The 26163-nt window shown below is 72.9% G+C and carries 17 protein-coding genes; 1 reads left to right on the top strand and 16 read right to left on the bottom strand.

Going from position 1 to position 26163, the window contains the following annotated elements; genetic code table 11:
• Positions 1-52 precede the first annotated feature (52 nt).
• The 9 genes from nusA to LQK89_RS09350 form a co-directional block, all read right to left on the bottom strand.
• Entirely contained in the window at positions 53-1048 is a 996-nt protein-coding gene (nusA, locus tag LQK89_RS09310) for a transcription termination factor NusA (RefSeq protein WP_058742891.1), read from the bottom strand.
• Positions 1049-1184: 136 nt separating this feature from the next.
• Positions 1185-2939: a proline--tRNA ligase gene (locus tag LQK89_RS09315; protein ID WP_231048934.1), complete on the bottom strand. Its 1755-nt coding sequence runs from the start codon at positions 2937-2939 to the stop codon at positions 1185-1187.
• Between the two features lie 37 nt (positions 2940-2976).
• Positions 2977-4110, bottom strand: a complete 1134-nt coding sequence (gene ispG / locus LQK89_RS09320; protein WP_058742895.1) for a flavodoxin-dependent (E)-4-hydroxy-3-methylbut-2-enyl-diphosphate synthase — start codon at positions 4108-4110, stop codon at positions 2977-2979.
• A gap of 50 nt (positions 4111-4160) precedes the next feature.
• Positions 4161-4736, bottom strand: coding sequence for a cysteine hydrolase family protein (locus tag LQK89_RS09325; RefSeq protein ID WP_231048935.1), 576 nt, complete (start codon positions 4734-4736; stop codon positions 4161-4163).
• On the bottom strand, positions 4733-6178 hold the full coding sequence (locus LQK89_RS09330) for a purine-cytosine permease family protein (protein WP_231048936.1): 1446 nt from the start codon (positions 6176-6178) through the stop codon (positions 4733-4735). The genes LQK89_RS09325 and LQK89_RS09330 overlap by 4 nt, the downstream gene beginning before the upstream one ends.
• Before the next feature lie 16 nt (positions 6179-6194).
• Positions 6195-7529, bottom strand: a complete 1335-nt coding sequence (locus tag LQK89_RS09335) for a M50 family metallopeptidase (protein ID WP_175326338.1) — start codon at positions 7527-7529, stop codon at positions 6195-6197.
• 114 nt (positions 7530-7643) lie between these two features.
• Positions 7644-8807, bottom strand: coding sequence for a 1-deoxy-D-xylulose-5-phosphate reductoisomerase (locus tag LQK89_RS09340; RefSeq protein WP_231048937.1), 1164 nt, complete (start codon positions 8805-8807; stop codon positions 7644-7646).
• A gap of 2 nt (positions 8808-8809) precedes the next feature.
• Positions 8810-9781, bottom strand: coding sequence for an FKBP-type peptidyl-prolyl cis-trans isomerase (locus tag LQK89_RS09345; RefSeq protein WP_058742887.1), 972 nt, complete (start codon positions 9779-9781; stop codon positions 8810-8812).
• A 6-nt stretch (positions 9782-9787) separates the two neighbouring features.
• Positions 9788-10264 (bottom strand): OsmC family protein, encoded by a 477-nt coding sequence (locus LQK89_RS09350; RefSeq protein ID WP_231048938.1) that lies wholly within the window; start codon positions 10262-10264, stop codon positions 9788-9790.
• Positions 10265-10298: 34 nt separating this feature from the next.
• On the opposite strand from LQK89_RS09350, the gene LQK89_RS09355 reads away from it, so the two are divergent.
• Positions 10299-11291, top strand: coding sequence for an asparaginase (locus LQK89_RS09355; protein WP_231048939.1), 993 nt, complete (start codon positions 10299-10301; stop codon positions 11289-11291).
• A gap of 11 nt (positions 11292-11302) precedes the next feature.
• Here LQK89_RS09355 and LQK89_RS09360 read toward each other — a convergent pair whose 3' ends face one another.
• The 7 genes from LQK89_RS09360 to LQK89_RS09390 form a co-directional block, all read right to left on the bottom strand.
• Complete coding sequence (locus tag LQK89_RS09360; RefSeq protein ID WP_231048940.1) at positions 11303-12034, bottom strand: hypothetical protein; 732 nt, start codon at positions 12032-12034, stop codon at positions 11303-11305.
• Between the two features lie 103 nt (positions 12035-12137).
• Positions 12138-13877 (bottom strand): FHA domain-containing protein, encoded by a 1740-nt coding sequence (locus LQK89_RS09365; RefSeq protein ID WP_231048941.1) that lies wholly within the window; start codon positions 13875-13877, stop codon positions 12138-12140.
• A gap of 23 nt (positions 13878-13900) precedes the next feature.
• The gene (locus tag LQK89_RS09370) at positions 13901-16366 is read right to left on the bottom strand and encodes a transglutaminaseTgpA domain-containing protein (protein WP_231048942.1); all 2466 of its coding nucleotides are present in this window, start codon (positions 16364-16366) and stop codon (positions 13901-13903) included.
• Positions 16363-17775: a DUF58 domain-containing protein gene (locus tag LQK89_RS09375; RefSeq protein WP_231048943.1), complete on the bottom strand. Its 1413-nt coding sequence runs from the start codon at positions 17773-17775 to the stop codon at positions 16363-16365. Before LQK89_RS09375 ends, LQK89_RS09370 begins: the two co-directional genes overlap by 4 nt.
• A complete protein-coding gene (locus LQK89_RS09380; protein ID WP_231048944.1) occupies positions 17772-18743 on the bottom strand; it encodes an AAA family ATPase in 972 nt (323 codons plus the stop codon). The genes LQK89_RS09375 and LQK89_RS09380 overlap by 4 nt, the downstream gene beginning before the upstream one ends.
• 67 nt (positions 18744-18810) lie before the next feature.
• Complete coding sequence (locus LQK89_RS09385) at positions 18811-24636, bottom strand: Ig-like domain-containing protein (protein ID WP_231048945.1); 5826 nt, start codon at positions 24634-24636, stop codon at positions 18811-18813.
• Positions 24633-26042, bottom strand: a complete 1410-nt coding sequence (locus LQK89_RS09390; protein ID WP_231048946.1) for a serine/threonine-protein kinase — start codon at positions 26040-26042, stop codon at positions 24633-24635. Before LQK89_RS09390 ends, LQK89_RS09385 begins: the two co-directional genes overlap by 4 nt.
• Positions 26043-26163 lie beyond the last annotated feature (121 nt).

Below are 26163 nucleotides of genomic sequence, written 5' to 3' on the forward strand. Positions count from 1 at the left end.
ACGACCGCGATCCGGCGCGCCCGACCGGGCCACGCCACCAGCGAAAACGCGCCTACTCGTCGCCGTCCAGGATGGAGTCCGGCTGGATGTCGATCCGCGCGCCGGTGAGCTTCGCGGCGAGGCGGGCGTTCTGCCCCTCCTTGCCGATCGCGAGCGACAGCTGGTAGTCCGGCACGAGCGCGCGGACGGCCTTCGTCGAGGCGTCGAGCACGAACGCGCTCGTCACCTTCGCCGGCGAGAGGGCGCTCGCGACGAACGACGCCAGGTCGGACGAGTAGTCGACGATGTCGATCTTCTCCGCGCCGAGCTCGGTCGTCACGGCACGCACGCGGGCGCCGAGCTCACCGATGCAGGCGCCCTTCGCGTTCACGCCGGACTCGTTCGCCTTCACGGCGAGCTTCGTGCGGTGCCCGGCCTCGCGGGCGATCGAGGTGATCTCGACGACGCCGGAGGCGATCTCCGGGACCTCGAGCGCGAAGAGCTTGCGGACGAGCCCGGGGTGCGTGCGCGAGACCGTGATCTGCGGACCCTTCGCCCCGCGGCCGACGCTCGTGACGTAGACGCGGATGCGGTTGCCGTGCTTGTACTCCTCGCCCGGGACCTGCTCCTCGGGCGGGAGGATCGCCTCGACCGTGCCGAGGTCGACGTGCACCATCTTCGGGTTCGGACCCTGCTGGATCACGCCCGCGACGATGTCGCCCTCCTTGCCACGGAACTGCCCGAGGATCTTGTCGTCGCCGATGTCGCGGAGGCGCTGGTTGATGACCTGCTTCGCGGCGAAGGCGGCGATGCGGCCGAAGTCGCTCGGCTGGTCGACGGCCTCGCCGACGACGGTGCCCTCCTCGTCGCGCTCCGGCACGTACACCGAGACCTCGCCGGACTTGCGGTCGAGCTCGACACGCGCCTGGGCGTCGACGGGTTCGTCGTTCTCTGCGCGGTGCTTCTGGTACGCCGTCAGGATGGCGGATTCGATGATCTGGACGAGTTCGTCGAACGGGATCTCCCGCTCGCGCTCCATGAGTCGCAGGACTGCGAGGTCGATCTTCACCGAGGTGCCTCCGTATTCAGCTGAGTCGCCTCCGCGGGGTGGATCTGCGCGGAAGTCGGCGACCAGCGTACCCCAGAACAGGACGGGAGGCGCGTGGCGGACCCGCCACGCGCCTCCCGTCCGTCAGGGGTCGCGATCAGATCGCGCGGACCGCCTCGAGCAGCTCCGCGACCGGTACGTCGCGCCGCTCGCCGGAGCGGCGGTCCCACAGTTCGACGACGCCGTCGGCGGCGCCGCGGCCGGCGACGACGACCACGGGCACGCCGAGGAGCTCGGCGTCGCGGAGCTTCACGCCGGGCGAGACCTTCGGGCGGTCGTCGTAGACGACGTCGTACCGCTCGCCCTCGAGGGCCGCGATGAGCGACGAGGCGACGTCGTAGGCGACCTCGTCCTTGCCGGTGGCGACCACGTGCACGTCGAACGGTGCGATCTCCTTCGGCCAGGCCAGGCCCTTCTCGTCGTTGTGCGCCTCGGCGAGGATCGCCATGATGCGCGTGACGCCGATGCCGTACGAACCCATCGTGACGGTCGCGAGCTTGCCGTTCTCGTCCTGGACCTTGAGTCCGAGGGCCTCGGCGTACTTGCGACCGAGCTGGAAGACGTGCCCGATCTCCATGCCGCGGGCGGTCTCGAGGGGGCCCGAGCCGTCCGGTGCGGGGTCGCCGGCACGGACGTCCGCGACGTCGGCGGTGCCGTCCGCGGTGAAGTCGCGACCCGCCACGAGACCGGAGACGTGCACGCCGCGCTCGTTCGCACCGGTGAGCCACGCGGTCCCCTCGGCGACGCGGGGGTCGACGAGGTACCGGATGCCCGAGGGGCTGTCGGCGCCCAGGACCTGCGGCCCGATGTAGCCCTTCACGAACACGCCGGGGTGGCGCTTGAAGTCGTCGTCACCGGCCGCCTCGACCTCGGCGGGCGCGAAGGCCACCTCGGCGCGCTTGAGGTCGACCTCGCGGTCACCGGGCAGACCGACGACGACGACCTCGCGGGTGCCGTCGAGGTGCGTCAGGGCGAGCACGACGTTCTTCAGGGTGTCTGCAGCCGTCCACGGACGGTCCGCGCGGGGGGCGGCGTCGTTGGCGTGCGCGACGAGCGTGTCGATCGTCGGCGTGTCCGCCGCGGGCAGGCGCACGGGCTCCGGCTGCCCCTCGATCGGCAGGCTGTCGGCCGCGGGGGTGACGTAGGCCTCGACGTTCGCCGCGTAGCCGCCGGCACTGCGTACGAAGGTGTCCTCGCCGACCGCGATCGGGTGCAGGAACTCCTCGGACTTCGACCCGCCCATGGCACCGGCGTCGGCCTTGACGATCGCGTACTCGAGGCCCAGCCGCGCGAAGATCCGCTCGTACGCGTCGCGCATGGTCTGGTAGCTCCGGTCGAGCCCGGCGTCGTCGATGTCGAACGAGTAGGCGTCCTTCATCGTGAACTCGCGGCCACGGAGGAGCCCGGCGCGGGGACGTGCCTCGTCGCGGTACTTGTCCTGGATCTGGAAGAGCGTGACGGGGAGGTCCTTGTACGACGAGTACAGGTCCTTCACGAGGAGCGCGAAGAGCTCCTCGTGGGTCGGCGCGAGGAGGTAGTCGGCGTCCTTGCGGTCCTTGAGCCGGAAGATGCCGTCGCCGTACTCGGTCCACCGGTTCGTCGCCTCGTACGGCTCCCGCGGGGCGAGGGCCGGCAGCAGGACCTCCTGCGCCCCGGCCGCGACCATCTCGTCGCGGACGATGTCCTCGATGCGGCTGCGGACGCGCAGGCCGAGCGGCAGCCAGGCGAAGATGCCCGGGGCCTGGCGACGGATGTACCCGGCGCGGACGAGCAGCTTCGCGCTCGTCACCTCGGCGTCGGAGGGGTCGTCGCGGAGCGTGCGGAGGAAGAGATGGGAGAGCCGTGTGACCACGGGGCAAGCCTAGCGGCGCACGCGGCCCTCCCCGCGACTAGGGGGTCGTGACGACCTGGGGCGAACCCGTCGTGGCGTCCGGACCCATCTCGTCGGCGAGCCGGTTGGCCTCCTCGATGAGGGTCTGCACGATCTCGCGCTCCGGGACGGTCTTGATGACCTGTCCCTTCACGAAGATCTGTCCCTTTCCGTTGCCGGACGCGACGCCGAGGTCGGCCTCGCGCGCTTCGCCGGGACCGTTCACGACGCAGCCCATGACGGCGACGCGGAGCGGGACGGTCATGCCCTCGAGCCCCTTCGTGACGTCGTTGGCGAGCTGGTAGACGTCGACCTGCGCCCGGCCGCAGCTCGGACACGAGACGATCTCGAGCTTGCGTTCGCGCAGGTTGAGCGACTGCAGGATCTGCAGGCCGACCTTCACCTCTTGCGCGGGCGGCGCGGAGAGCGAGACGCGGATGGTGTCGCCGATGCCCTCGGCGAGCAGGATGCCGAACGCCGTGGCGCTCTTGATCGTGCCCTGGAACTCCGGTCCGGCCTCGGTCACCCCGAGGTGCAGCGGCCAGTCCCCCGCGGCGGCGAGCTGCCGGTAGGCCTTCACCATGACGATCGGGTCGTTGTGCTTGACCGAGATCTTGAAGTCGTGGAAGTCGTGCTCCTCGAACAGGGACGCTTCCCACACGGCGGACTCGACCAGTGCCTCGGGCGTGGCCTTGCCGTACTTCTGCAGCAGGCTCGGCTCGAGCGACCCGGCGTTCACACCGATGCGCAGCGAGACGCCCGCGTCCTTGGCGGCCCGGGCGATCGCGCCGACCTGGTCGTCGAACTTGCGGATGTTGCCCGGGTTCACGCGGACCGCGGCGCACCCGGCGTCGATGGCCTGGAAGACGTACTTCGGCTGGAAGTGGATGTCGGCGATGACCGGGATCTGCGACTTCTTCGCGATGATCGGCAGCGCGTCCGCGTCGTCTTGGCTCGGGACCGCGACGCGCACGATGTCGCACCCGGAGGCGGTGAGCTCGGCGATCTGCTGCAGCGTCGCGTTGATGTTCGTCGTCGGCGTGGTGGTCATCGACTGCACCGAGACGGGTGCGTCGCCGCCCACGAGGACCTTGCCCACCCGGATCTGCCGCGACTTCCGACGCGGGCTCAGGGTTTCGGGGACTTTCGGCAGACCGAGGTTCACTGCTGGCACGAGGTGCACTCTACGCGCTCGCGGTGCCGTCACTCGGCGCTGGTCACCAGGTCCGTCCCGCGGTCCACGACCGTGACGAGCGGTGCGTACAGCCGCATCGCGTCGAGGGCGCGCTCGTGGTCCGCGTCGGTGGCGCCGACGCACGCGTCGGCGACGACCGTGACGGTCGCGCCGGCGTCGGCCGCGGCCAGCGCGGTGCTCAGCACGCAGCAGTCGGTGGACACGCCGGTGAGCACGAGGTGCGGGTGGTCGCCGACGACGGCGCGGAGGCTCGTCCCCCACTTGCCGAAGGTCGGTTCCGTGACGACGGGGTCGCGTCGGTCGACCGCGGCGGATGCGAACGGCTCGGTCAGGCCGTACAGCGGGTCGCCGTCCGGGACGAGCGCGAACGGCCAGTCCCGGTAGTACGGCACCCAGGCACCCTCGGGCCGCTCGGGCGCGACGAAGCGCGTGAAGACCGTGCGACCGGCGAACCGGGGCAGCAGCCGTCCGGTCCCGGCGGCGGCCGCGTCGTACCGCGGCGCCGCCCACGGGCTGTCACCGGTGAAGATGCGCTGCAGGTCGATCGCGACGAGCCACGCGTCGGGCGGGACGACGACGCTCACACCTGCTCCTGGCGGCGCACGGACCCGCGCGCGGTGAGGAGCGTGCCGACGAAGCCGACCACGAGCGCGACGAGGACGCCGAGGTTGGCGTACGCCCACGCGCCCTGCCGGCCACCGAGGCCGAACGGCTCGAGCAGGTAGCCCTGCCAGTTCAGCCACGCCGGGACGCCGTACGTGTTCGTGACGAGCCCCCAGCCGAGGACGGTCCCGAGGACGACGAGCCCGATCGCGGCCCAGCGCACGTCGCCGTAGCGGCCCCGCACGTCGTCGAGCTCGGCGTCCGCGTAGGCCCGGCGACGCAGCAGCACGTCGGCGACGAACACCCCCGCCCAGGCGGCGATCGGCACGCCGAGGGTCACGAGGAACGCCTGGAACGGCGAGATGAAGTCCTTCGCGAAGAAGACCACGTACACGGCCCCGGCGACCATGAACACGCCGTCGACCCCGGCCGCGACGGGCCGCGGGATCCGGACGCCGGCGCTGAGGAGCGCGAGCCCGGACGAGTAGATGTCGAGCACGGCACCGCCGACGAGCCCGAGGATCGCGACGAGGGCGAACGGGACGAGGAACCACACCGGCAGGATCGTCGTGAGCGCACCGATCGGGTCGGCGCCGATCGCGCTGTTCAGGTCCTTCGACGAACCCGCGAGCAGGACGCCCACCACGACCAGGACGGCGGGGGCGAGCGCACCGCCGAACGTCGTCCACCAGACCACGCCCCCGGTCGATGCGGTCCGCGGCAGGTAGCGCGAGTAGTCCGCAGCGGCGTTGACCCAGCCGAGCCCGAAGCCGGTCATCACGAGGACGAGTGCGCCGAGGACGTTCTGGGCGCTCCCGGACGGCAGGGCGCCGAGCGTGCCGAGGTCGATCGACGGCACCGCGAGCACGACGTAGACCACCGTGAGCACGGCGGTGACGACGGTGATCACGGTCTGCAGGCGCATGATGACGTCGAAACCGGCGATCCCCGCCCCGACCACGAGCGCGGCGACCACGACCAGGGCGACGAGCTTCGTCACGACGCCGTCGTCCCAGCCGAGTTCCCGGAACACGGTCGACGTCGCCAGGACCGCGAGGGACGCCAGCGCGGTCTCCCACCCGACGGTGAGCACCCAGCTCAGGAACGACGGCAGCCGGTTCCCCCGCACGCCGAACGCCGCGCGGCTGAGGACCATCGTCGGCGCCGAGCCACGCTTGCCGGCGATCGCGACGATCCCGCAGAGCAGGAACGAGAACGCGACGCCGACGACGGACACGATCGTCGCCTGGGCCAGCGAGATGCCGAACCCGAGGACGAACGAGCCGTAGCTCAGGCCGAGGACCGAGACGTTCGCGGCGAACCACGGCCAGAACAGCCCGCGCGGCCGCCCCTTCCGGTCGGACTCGGCGATGACGTCGATGCCCTGGCGCTCGACGGCGCGGACCTCGGGGGCTGTGCTCATGCGCCCGAGCGTAGTGCTAGCCGAACAGGTTCACCGGTCGCACGATGTCGGCGTAGACGAGGAGCGCGCTCATCCCGGCCAGGAGCACGACGACGACCATCGTGAGCGGCATCGTCTTGGCCAGGTCGATCGCGCCCGGGTCCGGCTTGCCGACGAGCAGGTACGCGCGGCGCTTCACGGCCTCCCACAGCGCCCCGGCGATGTGACCGCCATCGAGCGGCAGGAGCGGCACCATGTTGAGCACGAACAGGCCGATGTTGAGCGACGCCAGGAGCCCGAGGATCGTGTAGACCTTGTCGACCACGGGGACCCCGCTCATCGACGAGACCTCACCGATGGCCCGGCCGACGCCGACGACCGAGACCGGGCTGTCCTGGGACCGCGCCTGCGAGCCGAACGCCGCGTTCCAGACCGCGACGAGCCGCTGCGGCAGGTCGATGATCAGGTGCGCCGACGCGGCGATCTGCGCGCCCGTCGCGGGGAGGACGGCCGCCGGGGACTGTCGCACGAGGGACTGCCCGATGCTGACCCCCACGACACCGACCTGCTGCGTCTTCGTGGTGCCGTCCGCGTTCTTCGCCGCCGTGCCCTCGGCCGTGACGACGTCGCGGGTGGCGAGCTGCGGCGTGACCTCGAGCGTCTTCCGCGCACCGTCGCGCTCGACCACGACCGTCACGGTCTTGCCGGCGGAGCGCTGGAAGACCTTCGAGACCTCGGCGATCGTCGGGTCCTGCTGGCCGTCCACCGCCAGGACGACGTCGCCGTCCCGGATGCCGGCCTGCTTCGCGGGTGACTCGGCGTCCCCCGGGGCGCACGCCGTGGCGCTGCTCGACGGCAGGACGCAGTCGACGCTCGACGTGAAGGTCGTCGTCGGGGCACCGAAGCCGCACAGCAGCACGCCGAACAGGACGATGCCGATGACGAGGTTCATCGCCGGGCCGGCGACCATGACGATGATGCGCTTCCACGGGGTCAGCCGGTAGAACGCGCGGGAGTCGTCGCCGCCGGAGTCCGCGATCTGCGCGGCGCTGGCCTCACGCGCGTCCTGCACGAACGCGCCGTACATGCCGGTGTTCGTGATCGCGTTCGGCTTGCCCGATGCCCGGGGCTTCAGCATGCCGACCATCGAGATGTAGCCGCCGAGCAGGATCGGGCGGATCCCGTACTCGGTCTCGCCGCGGCGGAAGGACCACATCGCCTTGCCGAACCCGAGCGAGTACTGCGTGACCTTGACGCCGAAGAGCTTCGCGAAGGACAGGTGGCCGAGCTCGTGGAGGCCGATCGAGACCAGCAGGCCGACGATGAAGACGACCACGCCGAGGACGAACAGGAGCACGGATTCGACGGTCACCAGGAGAGGGTACGGGACCCCGCCCATGACGGAGCCGAGCGCATCCTGAGAGGTGGGGCGGGCCTCCCGTCCGTCAGGTGGTCACCACGGGACGGACGGGAGGCACGGGTCGGGTCAGCGCGTCAGCGCGCGGTCCGCCGCGTCGCGGGCCCAGCGCTCGGCCGCCAGTACGCCGTCCAGGGACGGCTCCCCCGCCGTGTGCGCGTCGACGACGCGCCGGACCGTGTCGACGATGTCGAGGAAGCCGATCGCGCCGGCGTGGAAGGCGGCGACGGCCTGCTCGTTCGCGGCGTTGAAGACCGCGGGGAACGTGCCGCCGAGGACCCCGACGTGCTTCGCGAGGTCGACGGCACCGAAGGCCTGCGTGTCGAGCGGTTCGAAGGTCCAGGTGCTCGCGGACGTCCAGTCGAGCGGGACGCCCACGCCGGGGACGCGGTCCGGCCAGGCCAGGCCGAGCGCGATCGGCAGGCGCATGTCCGGCGGCGATGCCTGGGCGATCGTCGAGCCGTCGACGAACTCGACCATCGAGTGCACGATCGACTGCGCGTGCACCGTCACGTCGATGCGGTCGTACGGCACGCCGAACAGCAGGTGTGCCTCGATGACCTCGAGGCCCTTGTTGACGAGCGTCGCGGAGTTCGTCGTGACGACGAGCCCCATGTCCCACGTCGGGTGTGCGAGCGCCTGCGCCGGGGTGACGTCGACGAGCTCGGCGCGGGAGCGTCCGCGGAACGGGCCGCCGCTCGCCGTGAGGACGAGCCGCCGGACCTCGGCGCCGGTGCCGGAGCGGAGCGCCTGCGCGATGGCGGAGTGCTCGCTGTCGACGGGCACGATCTGCCCGGGCGCGGCGGCGGCCTGCACGAGCGGGCCGCCGACGATCAGGCTCTCCTTGTTCGCGAGGGCGAGGGTCGCGCCGGTGTCCAGTGCCGCCAGGGTCGGGCCGAGGCCGACCGAGCCGGTGATGCCGTTGAGGACGACGTCCGCCTCGACACCGCGGACCAGGCGTTCGGCGTCGGCCGCACCGAAGGCGGTCTCCGTGACGCCGAAGCGGGCGGCCTGCTCGGCGACGAGCTCGCGGTTGGTCCCGGCGGTGAGGCCGACGACCTCGAAGCGGTCGGGGTTGCGGGCGACGACGTCGAGGGCCTGCGTGCCGATCGAGCCGGTGCTGCCGAGGACGACGATGCGGCGCCGTCCGGTCGGGCCGGTCGGGCCGGTCGGGCTGGTCGCGTCGGTCGGGCCGGTCGGGCTGGTCGCGTCGGCCGGGCCGGTCGGCGTCATGGTCAGCCCTTGGCCAGGAGGTCGACGACGAAGACGAGCGAGGCGTCCTTCGGGATGTTCGAGCCCTCGGGCGGGTTCGAGCCGTAGGCGTCCTCGGCCGTCGTCACGATGAGGACCTGCGAGCCGATCTTCTGCCCGACGAGGCCGGTGACGAAGCCCTTGATGAGCGAGCCCTCGGAAACCGTGAAGGTGGTGGGGGCACCCTTCGACCACGAGGAGTCGAACTCCTTGCCGCCGTCGAGCGTCACGCCCTTGTACTGCACCAGGACGCTGTCCCCGTCGGCCACGGTGTCACCGTCGCCCTGCTTGAGGACCTCGACCTCGGTCTTCGCGGGGGCGGTCTCGCCGGCGGGGATCGTGATCTCCGGCTCGCCGTCCGCCTTGTCCTTGACCGTGGGCAGTGCGGGGTTCTGCTCCTGCGGGGTGCCGGTCGCCTTCGTCGGGGTCTTCGCGAGCACGTCCGCGACGACGACGATGTCGCCGCTCGTGGTGAAGCCGAGCGCCGAGGACGCACCGACCGCCGCGACCCGGTCGCCGACCTTGGTGCAGGCGAGCAGGGCGCCGAAGCCGGTGCCGCCCACCGACAGGACCTGCGGGTTGCCCTGGTCGAAGCCGACCGCGCCGAGCTTCGAGGCGTCCTTCGCCTGGTACACGGCGTAGGAGACCTGCGCGAACTCGCCGTCCTTGAGCGCGGCGCCGTCGCCCTGCACGACCGTGGAGGCCTGCGGCGTCTTCGCGCTGATGCCCTTGTCGAACGTGACCGTCGGGGCCTCCTTGCCGCCGAACGCACCGCTGACCTCGATGCTCTTCGACGCCGAACCCGGCTTCGGGCAGGCGGAGATCGGCGTGGCCGACGCGCTCGAGGACGCGCTCGGCGAGGCCGACGCGTCACCCGACCCCGAACCGGAGCAGGCGGCGAGTCCCAGCACGACGGCAGGGACCAGGGCGATCGGGAGCAGGCGAAGACGCTTCACGGGGACCTAGTGTGCCGTACGGACCTTGGTGACCGGCGCGTGGTGGACGGGGAACGCCACGGAGCGGGCGATGAAGCAGAGTTCGTTCGCGCGGGCGTGCGCCGCGTCGGCGTCGGCGACGCGGTCCGGTTCGGCGATCGTGACCACCGGGTGCAGGTGGACGGCGGTGACCTCGCCGGTGCCGTCACGATGGACGTCGAGCGACGCCGTCGCGGTGTCGGTGTAGTCGAGGACGGTGAAGCCCTGCTGCACGGCGACGTACAGGTAGCTCATCATGTGGCACTGCGCGAGGGCGCCGAGCAGCATCTCCTCGGGGTTCCACCGGTCCGCGTCGCCACGGAACGTCGGGTCGGCCGATCCCGGGATGGACGGCTTTCCCGCGGCGGTGACGTCGTGGTCGCGGCCGTAGTCGCGGTAGCCGCTCGTCCCGGTGCCGCGGTTGCCGGTCCAAATGACGGAGACCTCGTAGGAGTGGTCGCTCACGGTGGCCCTTCGTCGGTGTCGGTACGCTGGCGGCATGACGGTGAGCACCGATGTCCGCACTGATCGCCATCCTCTCACCGCCGACGGTTCCGTCGAGCTCGCGGTGCTCGACCGCAACGGCTTCGACGAGAGCCGGCACGTGGGTGCCGGTGTCGTCGTCGGTGCCGACGGTCGGGTGCTCGACGCGGTCGGCGACGTGACGGCGAGCATCTACCCCCGGTCGACGATGAAGCCGTTCCAGGCGCTCGCGATCCGCCGAGCCGGGGCGTCCTTCAGCGACGAGGAACTCGTGCTCACCACGGCGAGCCACGCCGGCACGGCCCCGCACCAGGCGCTCGCCCTGCACATGCTCGAGTCCTTCGACCACACCGAGGCCGACCTGGGCTGCCCGCCGGACATGCCGTTCGACCGGGCGACGGCCCGCACGATGGCAGAGCCCCGGCGCCTGGCGATGAACTGCTCGGGGAAGCACGCGGGCATGCTCGCCGCCTGCCGGGTGAACGGCTGGGACGAGGCCACCTACCTGGACACGGCCCACCCGCTGCAGCAGCGCGTCCGTGACACCGTCGAGGAGTTCACCCGGGAGACGGTCGACCTGGTCGGCACGGACGGGTGCGGCGCCCCGGTGTTCCCCCTGACCCTGACCGGTCTCGCCCGCGGCTTCGCGGGGGTCGTCGCACGAGCGGACGCCGACTCCGCCGCGCTCGTCGACGCGGTCCTGGACCACCCCTGGGCGATCGACGGCGTCGGGCGGGCCAACACCGTCACGATCGAGCGCCTGCAGGTCCTCGCGAAGTTCGGAGCCGAGGGCGTCATGGTCATGGGTCTGCCCGGTGGCGCGGCCGTCGCCGTGAAGACGCTCGACGGTTCCCAGCGCGCCGGGACCCTCGCGGCGCTGACGCTCCTGCAGCGGAACGGGCTCGTCGACGCCGAGGGCGTCGCGGACGTCCTGCGTGCGACGGGCGAGCAGGTGCTCGGCGGCGGAGTGCCCGTCGGCGCGTTGCGGGTCGGCGCCGGCCTGCGCTGAGCTCGACGCCGTCACAGCGACGGCAACGCGGGGTCGAGCGCGCGTGAACGGTGGTCCTGCGCCCGTCGCACCGAGCATCCGTAGCGGGTGACCTCGACGACGGTGTCCCACGCCCGAGGCTGCATCCGCTCGCTCGGGACGAGCACGATCGTCGTCCGGATGCGCTCGTCCGCATCGGACAGGACGGCCACCGCCGTCCCCGCGGGGAGGGACACGCCTGCCGGCGCGCCGTCGAGCGCGGCGACCGGCGGCCGAGCGTCGACGAGGTCATCGGCGAGAGCCGTCCGGACGGCACCCCCGAAGCCTGCCGTCGCGGTCCCGGTCGCGGTCGTGGTCGCGGTCGCACGGAGCAGGTCCGCGAGTTCGACGAACACCGCGAGTGCGAGGGCGCCGGTGCCGACCACCACGAGGTGCGTCGGACGCCCAGGTGTGCCGAGTTCGTGACCGATCGGCTCGCCGTCGTCGTCGTGCCCGAGGAGCAGGTCGGACCGGCGGGACTGCGCCTGGCGGGCGGGAGGGTCGTCGCTGGTTCCCGGCAGGGGGCGTGTCCGGGTCGACTCCGGTTCCGGTTCGTCCGACGTCGTCGGTAGCGACCGGCTCGATGCACGGTCGAGCAGGGCGCAGCAGCATGCCGCCCCGAACAGGACGGCCCGCGCGGGACCGTCGAGCGCGAGGAGCACCGCGGCGAGCCCGAGCAGCACGGCGGTGCCGACGAGGGCGGTTCGAGCGACGAGGAGGGACACGCCGATCAGTCCAGCAGAGCGCGGACCTGCCGAAGGCGGGAGCTACCCGTCCTGTGGAGGGCGATGCGCTGTTCCTCCGTTGTGGAGGAGGAACAGCGCACCGTCACTGCACCAGGAAGAACTGCTCACCGATGTCCACCCGGGCCCCGCGCTCCACGCGGTAGCGTCGCCCCGGCTCGCAGCGGCGGATGGAGCCGTCGATGTGCCGGATGACCGTGCCGTTGCCGGAGAACCGGTCGGAGACCCAGAGGTCGTCGCCGTCCCGGCCGAGCTCGAGGTGCGTCTTCGACACGGACTTTCCCGGGTCGTGGACGGTCACGAGGTCGTCGAACCGCTCCCCCGGCTGCGGCCGCGGCAGGCGTCCGAGCAGCCCGGTGCCGTGCACCTCGACGCGTTCCCCGGTGCTGCAGTGCAGGACGAAGGGATCCCGGCCGGTGTCCTTCGTGACGATCCGGGTCGCTTCGACGTCCTCGTCCAGGTCATCCGCGCTCGACGGAGCCGTCGCCGAGCCGGTGGGCGGCAAGACCGGTCCGGTCGTCCCCGGAACAGGCGGGAGCGGTGCGGCGATGGGGGCGCTCGAGGCCGGGGAGGCGACGTCCGTGACGGGCGGCGCGGTCCACTCGGCCACGGGGGCGGACGGTACCGTCGGCGAACCGGGTACCGGTGGGAGCGGCGCGGCACCGACGGCCCCGGGCGCTCCGCCGAACGTGCCTGCACCGGTGTCGTGCTCGTCCGCGCTGGGCGCAATCACGTCGGCGGCGTGCTCGTCCGCGTGCGCGTTCGTGTCCGTGCCGTGCTCGGTCGCGTCGTCCCCGTCCACACCGTGCTCGTCCGCGGCGCCTGCGTCGCTCGCATCAGCGTCAGCGGCGATCGCGTCGTCGTCGCGACCGTCCTGGTCGCCGTCGTCCACCGCGTCGGCTGCGACGAGCGCCTGGTCGTCGGCAGCCCAGTCCGGGCGGGCGATCGGCAGCGGGACGACGGGCCCGGTGAACGCTGCGGTCACCGCGGGACGCACGGCTCCGCATTCGGCGCAGAAGATGTCGTCGGGCTCGAGCGTGTGTCCGCAGACGTGACAGGTAGCGGGTCCGCTCCCGGGGGTCACGAGCGGTGTCGGGCGCGAGGGGCGCCGGTCGACGAGGGGCTCGACGACGGCGGTGTCGTTCTCCTGGGGTCGCGACACGTCCTGGGCGGCGGCGGTGTCGGTCCGCTCGGCGTCGGTGACGTCGGTGACGTCGGTCGAGGTCTCCTCAGCGGCCGGCGGGCGGCCGACCCACCACGACGGACGAGAGGGCGCGACGGGGGTCGACTGCGTCGGCGGCTGCCAGACCGGGGCGGCGGGCGGCTCGGGCACGTCGACCGGGTCGGTCTGCTCGGCCGCTCGCTCACGGGGAGCCGCGGGGCGCGTCCACTCGGCGTCGGCACCGTCCGGCACCGAGGTCGACGGGTACTGCTCCGGGTCGAGGGGCGGCTCCGGCTGCGTGGTCGGAGCGCCCGTCGCGGGGACGTGCACGCCGGAGACCGCACCGTGCGCGTGCGTCCGTGCACCACGCGGATCGGCCCCGCGCGGATCGGCGCCACGCGGCTCGACGCCGTGCGGCGCGGCGGGGGCGGCGGGCGGGTTCGGGTCCGAGCCGGTCAGCCAGGCCCGGGTCGCGGGGTCCAGGGTCGCCTCGGGCAACCACGCCTCGGTGGCCGGGTCGGGGCGACGGCCCTGCGGATCCGGCTGCTGCAGCGGCGGCGGTGTCGTCTGGTCGTTCCGGGCTGCCGGCGCGGGACGACGGTTCGCCGCGACGTTCACCGATCGCCCGCACTCACCGCAGAAGATCGCCCCCTCGGGGAGCATCGACCCGCAGTGTTCGCATCTGATCACGGTTGTTGGTCCTCACTCGGCCGTCCACGACGCTCGCCGGCCTCCGGCCCATCGTAGTCACGCGTGCCCGGACGACCGCGGTGCCACCGGCTGGCCGACAGGACACGTCGGGACCCCGTTCGGGGGCTGCTGCCCGTCCGCAGGGACCGGACGGACACCGCCGCACGCCACCGTTGCCGTCGGTTCCGCCCGGTGCGGAGGCTCCGGACCGCTTCCTCGGTCGCCGACCACATCCGGCTCGCGATGCGGTCGTCCGGGTCGTCCGGCCCGAAGACCGCGCGGTCCGCCAGCGCAGCGAGGCCCGTTCCGCCCTCGCCCGGTGCACCGACGACGGCCTCCTTGCGCGTGGCTGCGCGGGTGACGTCGTGCCCTCGGTCGACGAGGGCGTCGCGGTACTCGTCCCAGGCGCCGACGATCCGCCCGCGCGGGGTCGGGGCTCGGCGCCGCCGACGCCGTCGCAGGCGCTTGAGCAGGACGACGACGGCGAACGGCAGGAGCACGAGGGCCGCCAGCGCGAGGACGCCGAGCACCCACGGCAGGGCAGCGAGCAACACCTGCAACCAGAGCGGCTGCACCGGCGGGGTGCTCCGGTCGCTCTGCGGCGGCGCCTGCCGGTCCTGGTCCTGCTGCTCGACCGGCGGCGGCGGGACGACGGTCTCCGGACGCGTGACCGGCTGCGGCGTCTGGTCCTGCTCCTCGGGGATCTCGCGCACGACCGGGTTCGGGTCGAGCATCACCCACCCGTACTGCGCGGTGTCGACCTCGATCCGGGCGGTGACGTCGGAACCGCGGAACGTGGTGGTCCCGCCGGAGCCGCCCGCCGTCTCCGCGGCGTCCCCACCGGCGTCTCCCCCGGCGGTGAAGCCCATCACCACCCGTGCCGGGAAACCGAGCTCGCGCGCCATCAGGGCGGCCGTGACGGCGTACTGCTCCTGGTCGCCGATCATGAGCGGGGACGTCAGGAGTTCCTGGATGCGGTCCGCCCCGTGACCCGAGCGGCTGGCGCGGTCGTCGCCGACGCCGTGGCTCACGTAGCCCGTCCGCTTGAGGTCCAGCACCGCAGCCAGGAGCTTCGCGCCGTCGGAGCCCGCGTCGGCGGTCGTCGCCTCGACCCGCTCGCGGACCGCGTCCGGCACGCCGGACGGCGTCGGGACGGAGGCGGTGCCCGGTCGGGCGTCGGCGAGCTGGGCGTCCGTCGGCTGGTCCGGGACGACGGCGTCGAGCTGGTAGCGGGTGCGGTCACCCACCCCGCTCACCACCGCTCCCGTGCTGGTGGTGCGGTTGTAGAAGAACGCACCGCGTTCGGAGCCCGCGTCGCTGCCCTGGAACGTCACCGAACGGAGATCGCCGACGGTCGGCAGCCACACGCCGCGGTACCCGTCGACCCGCACGTCGACGCGGACGTCGGAGCCGGACACGCCCCGCACGTCGACACTCGTCGGCACGCGCTCGAAGGTGCCGGACGCCGACGCCCCGTCGTCGCCGCCGACGCGGTACACGACCCCGTCGTACGTGTCGAGGGTCGCGATCCGGACGAACCCGCCCGCGGGCAGACCCGTCACCGTCAGCTGTGGTGCATCGGCGGCGCCGGACTCCTCGTACGCGCGGAACCCGCTCAGCGGACTCACGTGGTCCCGTGGGTCGAAGGGCTTCACGACGTCGCTGCGGGCGACCGTCCGGTCCGCGGCCGGTGGCACGACGAGTCCGAGTCCGGTCGCCACGACCCCGGCCGCGACGATCGTGCCGGTCCCGACGAGCGCGGGTCGGAGCACCGAACGCCAGACCGGCACCCGCGCCCCGACGGTGCGCGACACGGCCGCGGCGCGACGGACGTACCGCACCGTCAGCGCCCAGAGGAGTGCGATCCCGCCGAGCAGGACCGCACTCGCCACGGACACGTCGAGTCGCGTCGGACCGACGACGACGCCGGCGGCGAAGAGGACGAGAGCCGGGATGCTCGCGAGTTCCGGACGGGAGGCACGGGTCGCCACGCTCACGGCCGTCACCGTCGCGACGAGGAGCGTGACGAAGAAGGGGACGAGCAGCGACTCGTAGGACCCGACCGGCAGGCTGATGGTCACCAGGCGCTTCCAGTCGAGTGCGACACCGGCCGCGAGGTCCACCAGACCGGGTCCGGTCGGCAGCAGACCTGCCGCCTCGGACGGCACGGCGGCGGGGACGCCCGTCACGGCGAAGGCCGCGGCGGTGGCGACGCCGACGACGAGGGCCGGCAGGCGGAGCGCCGCGCCCGCGAGGGCGACCGCCGAGCCGGCGACCACCGCGGTGACGGCAGCGGCGACCATGGACCCGTCGCGGTAGACCGGCCACCACGACACGCTGCCGACCGCGAGCAGGAGCCAGACCACGAGCGTGCCGCCGACCAGGCGCAGCGGTTCGCGACGCGCGTCCCGACGCCGGGCTGCACGCCGTGCGTCGGCCCGGGTTCTGGTCACGGCGCTCACGCGGCCGCCGCCTGCCGGTGCAGCGCGGTCCGGAGGTCGTCGAGGTAGCCGATCGTCACGACGGTCAGACCGGCGACGCGGAGGAACCGTGGCTGGGCCTCCGGCTCGCAGATCACGGCGACCACCTCGACACCGACCGGGAAGCGCGTCGCCGCGAGTCGGAGGGCGGGCAGGCCGACCGTGGAGCCGACCACGAGGAACGCGACGGAGATCCCGGTGGTCTCGACCCCCACGATGCGCGACACCTCGGCCACGGGCAGGCACGAGTCGGCGAGCCCGACCGTCGCGAAGGCGTCGAGCAGTCGGGTGGGCGTCACCGTGGGCAGTGGCTGGACGGCGTAGACGGCGCGCTTGGCGTACTCCGGGGTCCGCGCGGAGACGACGACGGAGACCTCCCTGCCGTCCCGGACGGCCCGGGTGCCGAGCGACGCAGCGGCGCTCACGGCGAGCTCGAACTCGTCGTCGTCCGCGAACTCCCCGCGTCCGACACCGAGGGCGACGACGAGGTGGGACCGGCGCGTGTCCTCGAACTGCCGGACCATCAGGGCGCCCGACTTCGCCGTCGACTTCCAGTGGATGGTCCGGGGGTCGTCACCGGGCATGTACTCGCGGATCGCGTGGAAGGCGATGTCCGCCGGCGAGAGGTCGGTGGTCGCCTGTCCCTCGAGGTCCCGGACCAGACCGGTGCTCGTCGAGGGGATCGCGATCGTGCGCGGGTGGACGATGACCTGCTCGCGGGCGGTCCACACGACCTCGCGCCGGACCAGCCCGACGGGGTCGGCACGCACGCCCGTGACGGGTCCGACGTCGAGCACACCGCGTCGGACCGTCGGGACCGGGACGCGCTGCTCGAACGTGCCCCGCGGCGCGATGCCCGGGATCGCGACGTCTACCAGCCCCGGACCGACCGGGACCTCGACCGTGGCGGGCACCGACGGCAGGCGCGCCGGGTTCTCGGCCGTGACCACGACACCGGCCTCGTCCCCCACGGCGACGCGGTGCTGTGGCAGGCGCATCCGGATGAGCAGGCGCGAGCGACCGACGAGGGCGACGGCCGCGACGAGGACCAGGACGGTCCCCGCCCACCCGACCACGACCACCTCGCGCAGCCCGGACCGGTACCCGACGACGAACGCGACCAGCGTGACGGCGGCGACCGCCCATCCCAGGCCGGTGACCACCGAGGCGACCTCTGCCCACCCGCGGCGGACGAGCCTCCAAGCCGTGGACCAGCCCTTCGCGAGCCCGACGACCGCGTCGGCGGCGACCCCCTCCCGGTCGCCGACCAGGCGGGTCCGGACGTTCGTCAGCCCGGCGACCGTCCCGGTGCGCTCCGTGACGGTGGCGCCCCGACGCGACCGGGTCGCGGCGCGCCGTGAGCGCGTCGCGACGGACCGACGATCGTTCACGAGACCGCCCGGTCGCTCGGCGGCGGCGTCTCGACGAGGAGCTGCGCGACGACGCTCGTCGTGCTGACCCCGTCGAACTCGGCTTCGGCGTCGAGGACCAGCCGGTGCGCGAGTACCGGGACGGCGAGTGCCTTGACGTCGTCGGGGGTGACGTAGTGGCGGCCGTTGAGCGCGGCGAGGACGCGCGACGCACGGACGAGGCCCATGGCACCGCGCACGCTCACACCGAGGCGGACCTCGTTCGCGGAGCGCGTGGCGTCGACCAACCGCGCCACGTAGTCTGCGATCGTCGGGTCGACGTGCACCGTCCGGGCGATGGCGGCCATCTCGGTGATCGTCGCGGCCGGCACGACGGCGGCGAGCGGCACCGAGGCCGACGGCGCGGACGAGGTCTCGAGGATCCGGACCGTCGCGGCGTGGTCCGGGTACCCGATCGAGGTCTTCATGAGGAAGCGGTCGAGCTGCGCCTCGGGCAGGCGGTAGGTGCCGGCCTGCTCGACGGGGTTCTGCGTCGCGATGACCATGAAGGGTGCGGCGAGGCGGTGGTTCACGCCGTCGACCGTGACTGCGGACTCCTCCATCGCCTCGAGCAGGGCGGACTGGGTCTTCGGGCTGGCACGGTTGATCTCGTCGGCGAGCACGATGTTCGCGAACACCGGGCCGCGGTGGAAGTCGAACTCCTGGGACCGCTGGTCGTAGACGCTGATGCCGGTGATGTCACCCGGGAGCAGGTCCGGCGTGAACTGGATGCGGTTCGTCGACCCTTGCACGCTCTGCGCCATCGCGCGGGCGAGGCTGGTCTTGCCCGTGCCCGGGACGTCCTCGAGCAGCAGGTGTCCCTCGCTGAGCATCGCGGTGACGGCCAGACGGATCACGAACGTCTTCCCGAGGAGCACCTGCTCGACGTTGGTCACGATGCGGCCGGCGACGTCGGCGAACCAGGTGGCCTGCTCGGGGGTCATGCTCATGCGGGAGGGTCCTCGTTCTCGGGGATGCGGTGTCAGCAGCGTACGGGGAGCGGGGCTCGGCCCGGGGTCACCCGGCCGTGGGTGTGGAGGGATCGGTCGCCGCGTCGGCTGTGTAGTCGTAGGTGTCGCTCTGCCCGCCGACGGAGACCGTGATGCGGACCGTCGTGGTGATGACCGGTGACAGCGGCGCCTTCGGGACGACCGAGGAGATCGTGTAGGCGTTCCCGTCGGCGTCGGTGGTCCGACCGTTGAAGGCCACCGTGTACGCCGGCACCAGCGCACCGTTCGACGGCGCCTGCACCGAGAGTGCGCTGCCTTCGACCGGCTGGGCGACGGTCGGTCTCGTGAGGACCGGTGTCACGGGGTCGGACGCGCCTGATGCCGGGCCGCAGTAGGAGTTGCCCGGCCCCCGGCACCCCTGCACGGCGACCTGCACGGCCGTGCCGTAGCCGAGCGCCGCTGTCGGGCCGGACGGAGCGTCCTGCCAGTCGCCGCCGTTGTACCGCACGCGGTAGTGGTCCGCGGTCCCGGACTGGACGCCGCGCGGGTCGACCACCACCTGGTAGACACCGTCCGCGGTCTTCGTCACGGAGACCGCGGGATCGTTCGCCGCGCCGGGCGTGCTGTAGCTGGTCACCGCCTGGGTCGGGCTGCTGACGCTGCAGAACCCGTAGCTGTTGGTCGCCACCACGACCCAGCTCGCGGTCGCACCGTCGGGCACGCTGCCGTCCCGGAGGGTGCCGCCGCCCGGGCCGGTACTGTCGACCTGCGTCCCGCCGGTCACCGGGCCGCAGCCGACCTGACCGTTCGCGCGGACGAGTGCGTACCCCTGGATCGGAGCACCCTGCCCGTCGGCCTTCGAGTAGTCGACGCTCACCACGGTCCGACCGGACGAAGCGTCGGCGTTGGGGGTCCCGACCGACACGGCGGTGGGGACGCCCACCGCGGTCCCGGACGCCCGCGCCTGGTTCCACTCCACGACCGAACCGTCACGGTCCGCGGCGTTCCTCGCCGAGACCTGCACGTCGTACGACTGCCCGCTCTGCGCGCCCGAGAACGAGGTCGACGTCGACGTCCCCGTGCTGCGGGTCGTCGTGAGGCCGGGGCCCGAGATCGTCACGACGTAGTTCGACACCGGGGTGCCGCCGTTCGGTGCGGGCACCGCATCCCACCGCACGTCGAGCTGGTTCGGCGTGCCCTGGCTCGCCGTCACCGCGAGGCCCTTCGGCGCGGCCGGCACGAAGTCCGCACTGATCGGCGCCGAGGACGCCGACGCGACGGAGTCCCCGATCGCGTTCGTCGCGACGACGGTGAAGCGGTACGAAGCGGACGGGTCGAGACCGGTCACGGTGCAGACGGTCGACGTGCCGCAGTCCTTCGCGACCCCGTTGGTGCCCTGCACGCGGTACCCGGTGATCGGCGAGTTGTTCGCCTGCGGGGTGGACCACGCGAGGGTGACCTGTCCGCCCTGGTTCGACCCGGTGCGGCTCGGGGCGCCGGGTGCGTCCGGGACGTCCTGGACCGAGATCGTCACGTCGCCCCAGACGTACCGGTCGGGGTCGTTCGTCGCGTCGGCGACCTGGTACTGCAGGTGCGCGTCGACCGGCTGCGCACTGTCCGCGACGGACACCTGGAGTCGCGAGCGGTCGCTGCTCGGCGTCACCGAGACTCCGGCGGGCAGACCGCCGCCGAGACCACGGATCGCGACGACGCGGAGCGCCTCGTCCGGGAACGGGTTCGTCGGTTGGTCGTTCGACAGGACGTCGATTGTCGTCGTCGCACCGCGCTTCGTCACTGCCCGGTCGGCCCCCGGTTGCACGAGCGGCCGGGTGGAGCCGACGACGTCGACCGTCACGCTGCCGGCGCGTCCGGCGTTCGCCGCGTCCGCGACGCCGATGCCGATCGACGCCGTCGTGTCCTTCGGCGCCGTGTCGGCGACCGAGATGCGGAGCTGCTGCCCGTCGATCGTCGCGGTCGTCCCGGACCCCGGTCGGCTCACCACGCTGTAGCGCAGCTCGGGGAGGTCGGCGGGGTACGGGTAGTCGGTGAGCTTCGTGAGGTCGATCGTCCGGGTGTCACCCGGTTGCATGTCGACCGTCGAACCCGTGAACGCCGGGGGTTGGTTCGCCCGCGGGGTCACCTTGATCGGCAGGACGAGCGTCGCGACGCGTCCCTTGCCCCCGTTCGCGCTCGAGCCGTCGGTGACCTCGAAGGAGATCGAGGCGTTGCCGTAGTAGAGCTTCGACGACGTGAACTGGAGCGTCGAGCGGTCCACGACCAGGTCGTCGCCGTTCGCGTGCGTGGCCTTGACCGTCGCGCGGTCGGTGAGCCGCGCGGTCCGGCCGTTCGCCGTCACGACGTACTTCTCGAGCGGGATCCGGACGGTCGCCTCGCTCTTCACGGTGACCACGCCGGCGCTCCGGTCGACCTGGGGCAGGGCGTCGTCGAACCCGGGGACGTGGATGAAGCCGTAGGACACCACGTCGGGGTGGTCCGAGCGCGTGACCGAGAACGGGATCACCTGTGACGCGTCGGTCAGGCGGACGGTGATCCGCCGGTCTGGGGTGGTCTGCGCGGTGTCGCCGTACCCGTCGACCACGCCCACCCGCAGGCGGGAGGTCGATCCCTCGGCGAAGAAGACGTTCCGGAGCACGTCCACGGTCACGCTCTGCCGGTGCAGGATGTCCTGCAGGTCGAGCGTGGTGTCCTCGACCTCGGGCCGGAGCGGCTGGGCGTCCGGGTCGACGGTCACGGTGAGGAACGCCGTGCTCGAGCCGCCGGTGTCGTTCGCGACGGTGTACAGCACCGCGAAGTCACCGCGGTCGGCGGAGCGCGGCGGGGTGACGCGCACCTCGGTCCCGCGGAGCACCTTCGCGGCGACCCCGCTCGCCGTGGGCTCGGCCGCGGTGACCCGGAGCGCGCCGCCCTCGGGGTCGGAGTCGTTCTGCAGCACCCGGACCGTGACGCTGCCGCCGGGGCGGATCGTGACGTGGTCGGCCTGCGCCACCGGGTTCGAGGCCTGCTCCGCCCGCGGCGAGATGCCGACCCGGACGGTCCCGGTCGCACGGGCGCCGAGGGCGTCGACGACCGTGTAGGTGAACTCGTCGGTGCCCGCCGAGTAGTCGCCGGCCTCGTAGGTCAGCGCGTCGGAGGACACGTCGCTGACGGACCCCTTCTCCGGGTTGTCCGCGACACCGACGAGCTGCACGGAGTCACCGTCCGGGTCGATGCCGTTCAACGGGATCGACACCCGCACGGACTGCCCGGCGACGACGCGGGCGGTCACCGTCCGGGGCACGGGCGGGTTGTTCGTCGCCGCGTCGCGCTCGCGGACCGAGATCGACACGGTGGCGTCGGCGTACTGGCCGTCAGGCCCGGCGACGCGGTACACCGCGGTGTAGTTGCCCGGGGTCTCGGGAGCGAGGTACCGCAACCGGTCCCCCGACACGAACAGCAGGCCACCGTTGCCGGGCACGTTCTGCACGAGTTCGGGCTGCAGCGTGAGCGGCTCGCCCTCTGGCTGCGTGTCGTTGGCGAGGACGTCGATCTCGGCGACGTCCCCGACGCGCACGGTCGCCGTGTCCGCCTGGGCCACGGGCGGCTGGATGCGGTCGGGCTTCGGGATCTCGACCACGGTGACGGTGCCGGTCGCGGTGGCGAGGCCGTTCGACTCGGTGTAGCCGAAGGTGACCGGTCCGTCGAGCGGGGCCGTCAGCGTGACCCGGACGGTGTGCTGGTCGAGGACGCTCGCCTGGACGCCGCTGGACCGGTCCGGGGCGTCGAGCGCCGTCACCATGAGCACGCCGCCGGCCGGGTCGATGTCGGTCGCGGTGACGTCGGTGTCCTTCGTCGACAACGTGTTCACGAACACCGTCTTCGGGGTGGTGATCGGCGCGGTCGAGGCGTCCGGCGGCGCCGCGACCGTCACGCGCACGACGCCGCTCGTCGTCTTCGTGCCGTCCGTGACCGTGTACTCGAGCTGGTGGTCCCCGGCCGACGCCCCGACGACCCGGAACGTCCCGGCGTCGTAGGCCGGCGTGACCGTCAGGCCGGCCGACGACGACACGCTGGTCAGCGTGACCGTGCCGTTCCCGCCGCGGACGTGCCGGAGCGGCTGCACCTCGAAGGACTTGCCCGCGTACCCGGTGACCGCGAACGGGTCGGCGAAGAGCGGCACCTGACCGGGGTCCGCGACGTGCACCGTCACCGCGCCGCGGCCGTCGGCGCGGCCGTCGCTCACGACGATCTGCACGGTCCGGTCGCCGGTCCGGCCGCTCTGGTTGCGGAAGTCGAGCAGCCCGTCCGGCGTGGTGGACACCTGGTCGCCCTCGGCGGACGCCGACTTCAGGTACACCGGGTCGCCGTCGGGGTCGACCCAGTCGGCGAGCACGTTCGTGACGACGTGGCCGCCGCGGACGACGTCCGCCGTGGTGTCGCGCACCTGTCGCGGCGGTTCGTTCTCGGACTCCGGCCGGATGCTGACGCGGACCGTCGCGGACGCCGTCCCGCCGTTGCCGTCGGTGATCGTGTAGGGGAACGAGACGGTGCCGCTGGCACCCGCGGCGAGCGTGATCTGCAGCCGTTGCCCGTCGCCGACGATGCGCACCGTCCCGACGCCCGCGTCGATCGTGCCGACCTCGCTGATCACGAGCGGGTCGCCGTTCGGGTCGTAGTCGTTGAGCAGGACCGGGAGGCTCGTGGTGCGTCCCGGACGCGCGCCCAGGTCGTCGTCGACCGCCACCGGCGGCTTCTGGTCCTTGTCGACCTCCGGGTCGTCGGACGACACCTGCTCCTGCCGCTGCTCGTCGTCCCGCTTGACGAGGTCGGCCCAGTTGTCGATCAGCTGACCGCTGCGGTCGATCGCCCACGAACGCCCGCTGCGCGGGTCGTTCGCGACGACGGTGTCGCCGTTGTGCACGATCTGCAGGTCGCTCGCGCCGTCGGTGTCGCTGAGCCGCTGGAGCGCGCGGCCGTCGCACGTGTCGAGCGCCTGTCCGCCGGTCCACGCGGCGTACGTGCACGACCCGACGACCGTCGGCCGTGCGGCGCGGCCGGAGACCTGGAGCGCGGTCTGCTCGACCTGGCCGGAGGCGCCGACGCGGACCATGCCCGCCGTCCCCGCGACGACGACGTCGGCAGCGTCGTCGACGGAGTGCTGCAGCGCCGGTGCGCTGCCGACGCGGTCCCCCAGGTCGACGGTGTCGCCGTCCACCGACAGCGCGCCGCTGGTGCGGTCGAGCACGGCGACGTGGTCGCCGAAGGACGCCACCTGGAAGTCGTGGTCGCGGTCGAACCGGACGTCCCACCGACGGTCCACGGTCAGACCGGTCCCGACGTCGACGAGGGACGCCCGACCGGTGCGCGGCGAGTACACCGCGACGTGCGAGTCGGACGCGTCGAACACCGCGTCCGCGCCGAGCGTGAGGTCGGCCTTGGCGGCAGCGTCGAAGTCGCCGAGCTCCGACGCGGGTGTGGCCCAGAGCTCGCCGGTGTCGCCGTTCCCCACGACGGCGGTGTCCCCGGCGAAGAACACCTGCGGCGCTCCCGCCGGCAGCGTGACCGGGTCGCCGACCGTCGCCGAGGCCACGTCGACCTTCGCGACCGTGCCCTTCGTGCCGTCGACGCTGTACACCTGGCGACCGCGCTGCAGGACGGACAGGTCGTCGCTGGCCGTCTCGACCGCGGTGTTGAGCTCGAGCACGCCGGTGTTCGCCCGGCCGACCGCGCCGTACTCGGCCGACGGGACCCAGACCGTGCCGTCCCCGAGGTCCACGCGCTGCGTGTGGTAGCCCGTCGAGACCACCGCGGCGGTCGCGACCACGGCGGCGACGACGACCGAGGCACCGACGCCGACCACGGCGGACCGGTGCTTCGCGAGGAAGGCGCGGATCACCCGGCGCCCCCGACGGTCCCGCACTGCTGCGCACTGGCCGCACCGGTCTTGCCGTCGCGGTTGACCGCGACGGTGATGCACTCCTCGGTACCGGAGGTCCCGGACACCACGAAGGTCGTGCCGGTCTGCTGGCTCGAGGCCCCGCCGGAGGTGATGACGTAGGTGTCGCCGGCGCGGAGTCCGGGGTCGGCCCAGCTGAACGACACCGCGTCCGCGCCGGCCTCGGCCCGCACGTCCTGCACCACCGGGATCGACCCCGTGCCCAGTCGGGTGACGACGAGCACCGCGACCACGGCGAGGGCCGCCACGACCACGGCGGACAGTGCGGTGGCCCAGACGAGCGTCGATCGGTCACGTCGCCGGGCGCGGGTGGCTGAGCAGGTGCGGTGCAGGGTGCCGATGCTCTCAGCCCCGGTCGCTGCCCCGCCCTGGAGCGCCCGACGGGTCCGACGGCGGACCGAGGACCGGCCCGCGGGCCGGAGCTCCCGGACGACCGTGTGGTCGGCGTCGAGCGTGGGCGTCGCAGCGGCCCATGCCTCGACCGCGACGTCTGCTGGCGTCTGCGGGATGCCGAGTTCGGCCTCCACCTGCTGCAGTCCGCGGACGAACTCCATCACGGTCGCCGGACGCGCGGCGGGCTTCCGCGACATCGCGGTGGCGAGCAGCCGCTCGAGCGACGGCGGCGCGTCGGCGCGGCCGGTCGGCTTGACCCCGCCCTTGTCGATGCGCGCCATCAGGTCGGCCGCGCCGTTCTTCCCGCCGCGCACCTCGAACGGACTGCGGCCGGCGAGCAGCGAGTACACGGTGGCGGCGAGGGAGTAGACCTCGGACTGGATCGACCCGCGCGACTCGTCGGCCAGGACCTCCGGCGCGGACCACGGGATCGACATCCCGACCGGTTCGTCCGGGTCGGCGCTCCCGATGCTTGCCGCGATGCCGAAGTCGGACAGGACCGGGTTGCCGTAGGCCGTCCGGAGGATGTTCGACGGCTTGATGTCGCGGTGGAGCACGCCTTCGCGGTGCGCGGTCTCGAGGGCCGACCCGATCCTGACCCCGATCGACAGGACCTCGGACACGGGGATCGCTTCGCGGCGGTAGCGCTCGCTGAGGGACGAGGAGCACAGCTCCATCACGAGGTACGGCCGCCCGTCGGACGCGACGCTCGCCTGGAACACGGTGAGGATCGACGGGTGGGTGCTGAGCCGGGCCATGAGGTTCGCCTCGGCCTGGAACATCTGCCGCACCCGGTCGTCGACGACCTCGTCGAGCAGCACCTTCACGGCGACCTGGCGGCGCGGCATGTCCTGTTCGTAGAGGAACACGTCGGCGAAGCCGCCGCTGCCCAGGACGTGCACGGGCGTGGAGCCGGCGATCACGGGCGGGGTGGACGGCAGGCGTCGCGCCATGGTCGTCCTCCCTCTCCCCGGCCGGACGGCCGGCTGTGTCGTCTCGGCCCTGACATCCTACGGACGAGGCACCGACGCCCCGGGCCCGCTGCCGCCCCCCAGCACGGACCCACGCCCCCAC

Origin of the sequence: Curtobacterium sp. C1, assembly GCF_021049325.1 — a bacterium.
GTDB classification, from domain to species: domain Bacteria; phylum Actinomycetota; class Actinomycetes; order Actinomycetales; family Microbacteriaceae; genus Curtobacterium; species Curtobacterium citreum.

Bases quoted from the DNA above. Each gene is read 5' to 3' on its own strand.
- LQK89_RS09330 (WP_231048936.1), bottom strand. From the start codon at position 6,178: ATGAGCACAGCCCCCGAGGTCCGCGCCGTCGAGCGCCAGGGCATCGAC.
- LQK89_RS09340 (WP_231048937.1), bottom strand. From the start codon at position 8,807: ATGACGCCGACCGGCCCGGCCGACGCGACCAGCCCGACCGGCCCGACC.
- LQK89_RS09355 (WP_231048939.1), top strand. From the start codon at position 10,299: ATGACGGTGAGCACCGATGTCCGCACTGATCGCCATCCTCTCACCGCC.
- LQK89_RS09365 (WP_231048941.1), bottom strand. From the start codon at position 13,877: ATGCTCCCCGAGGGGGCGATCTTCTGCGGTGAGTGCGGGCGATCGGTG.
- LQK89_RS09380 (WP_231048944.1), bottom strand. From the start codon at position 18,743: ATGAGCATGACCCCCGAGCAGGCCACCTGGTTCGCCGACGTCGCCGGC.
- LQK89_RS09390 (WP_231048946.1), bottom strand. From the start codon at position 26,042: ATGGCGCGACGCCTGCCGTCCACCCCGCCCGTGATCGCCGGCTCCACG.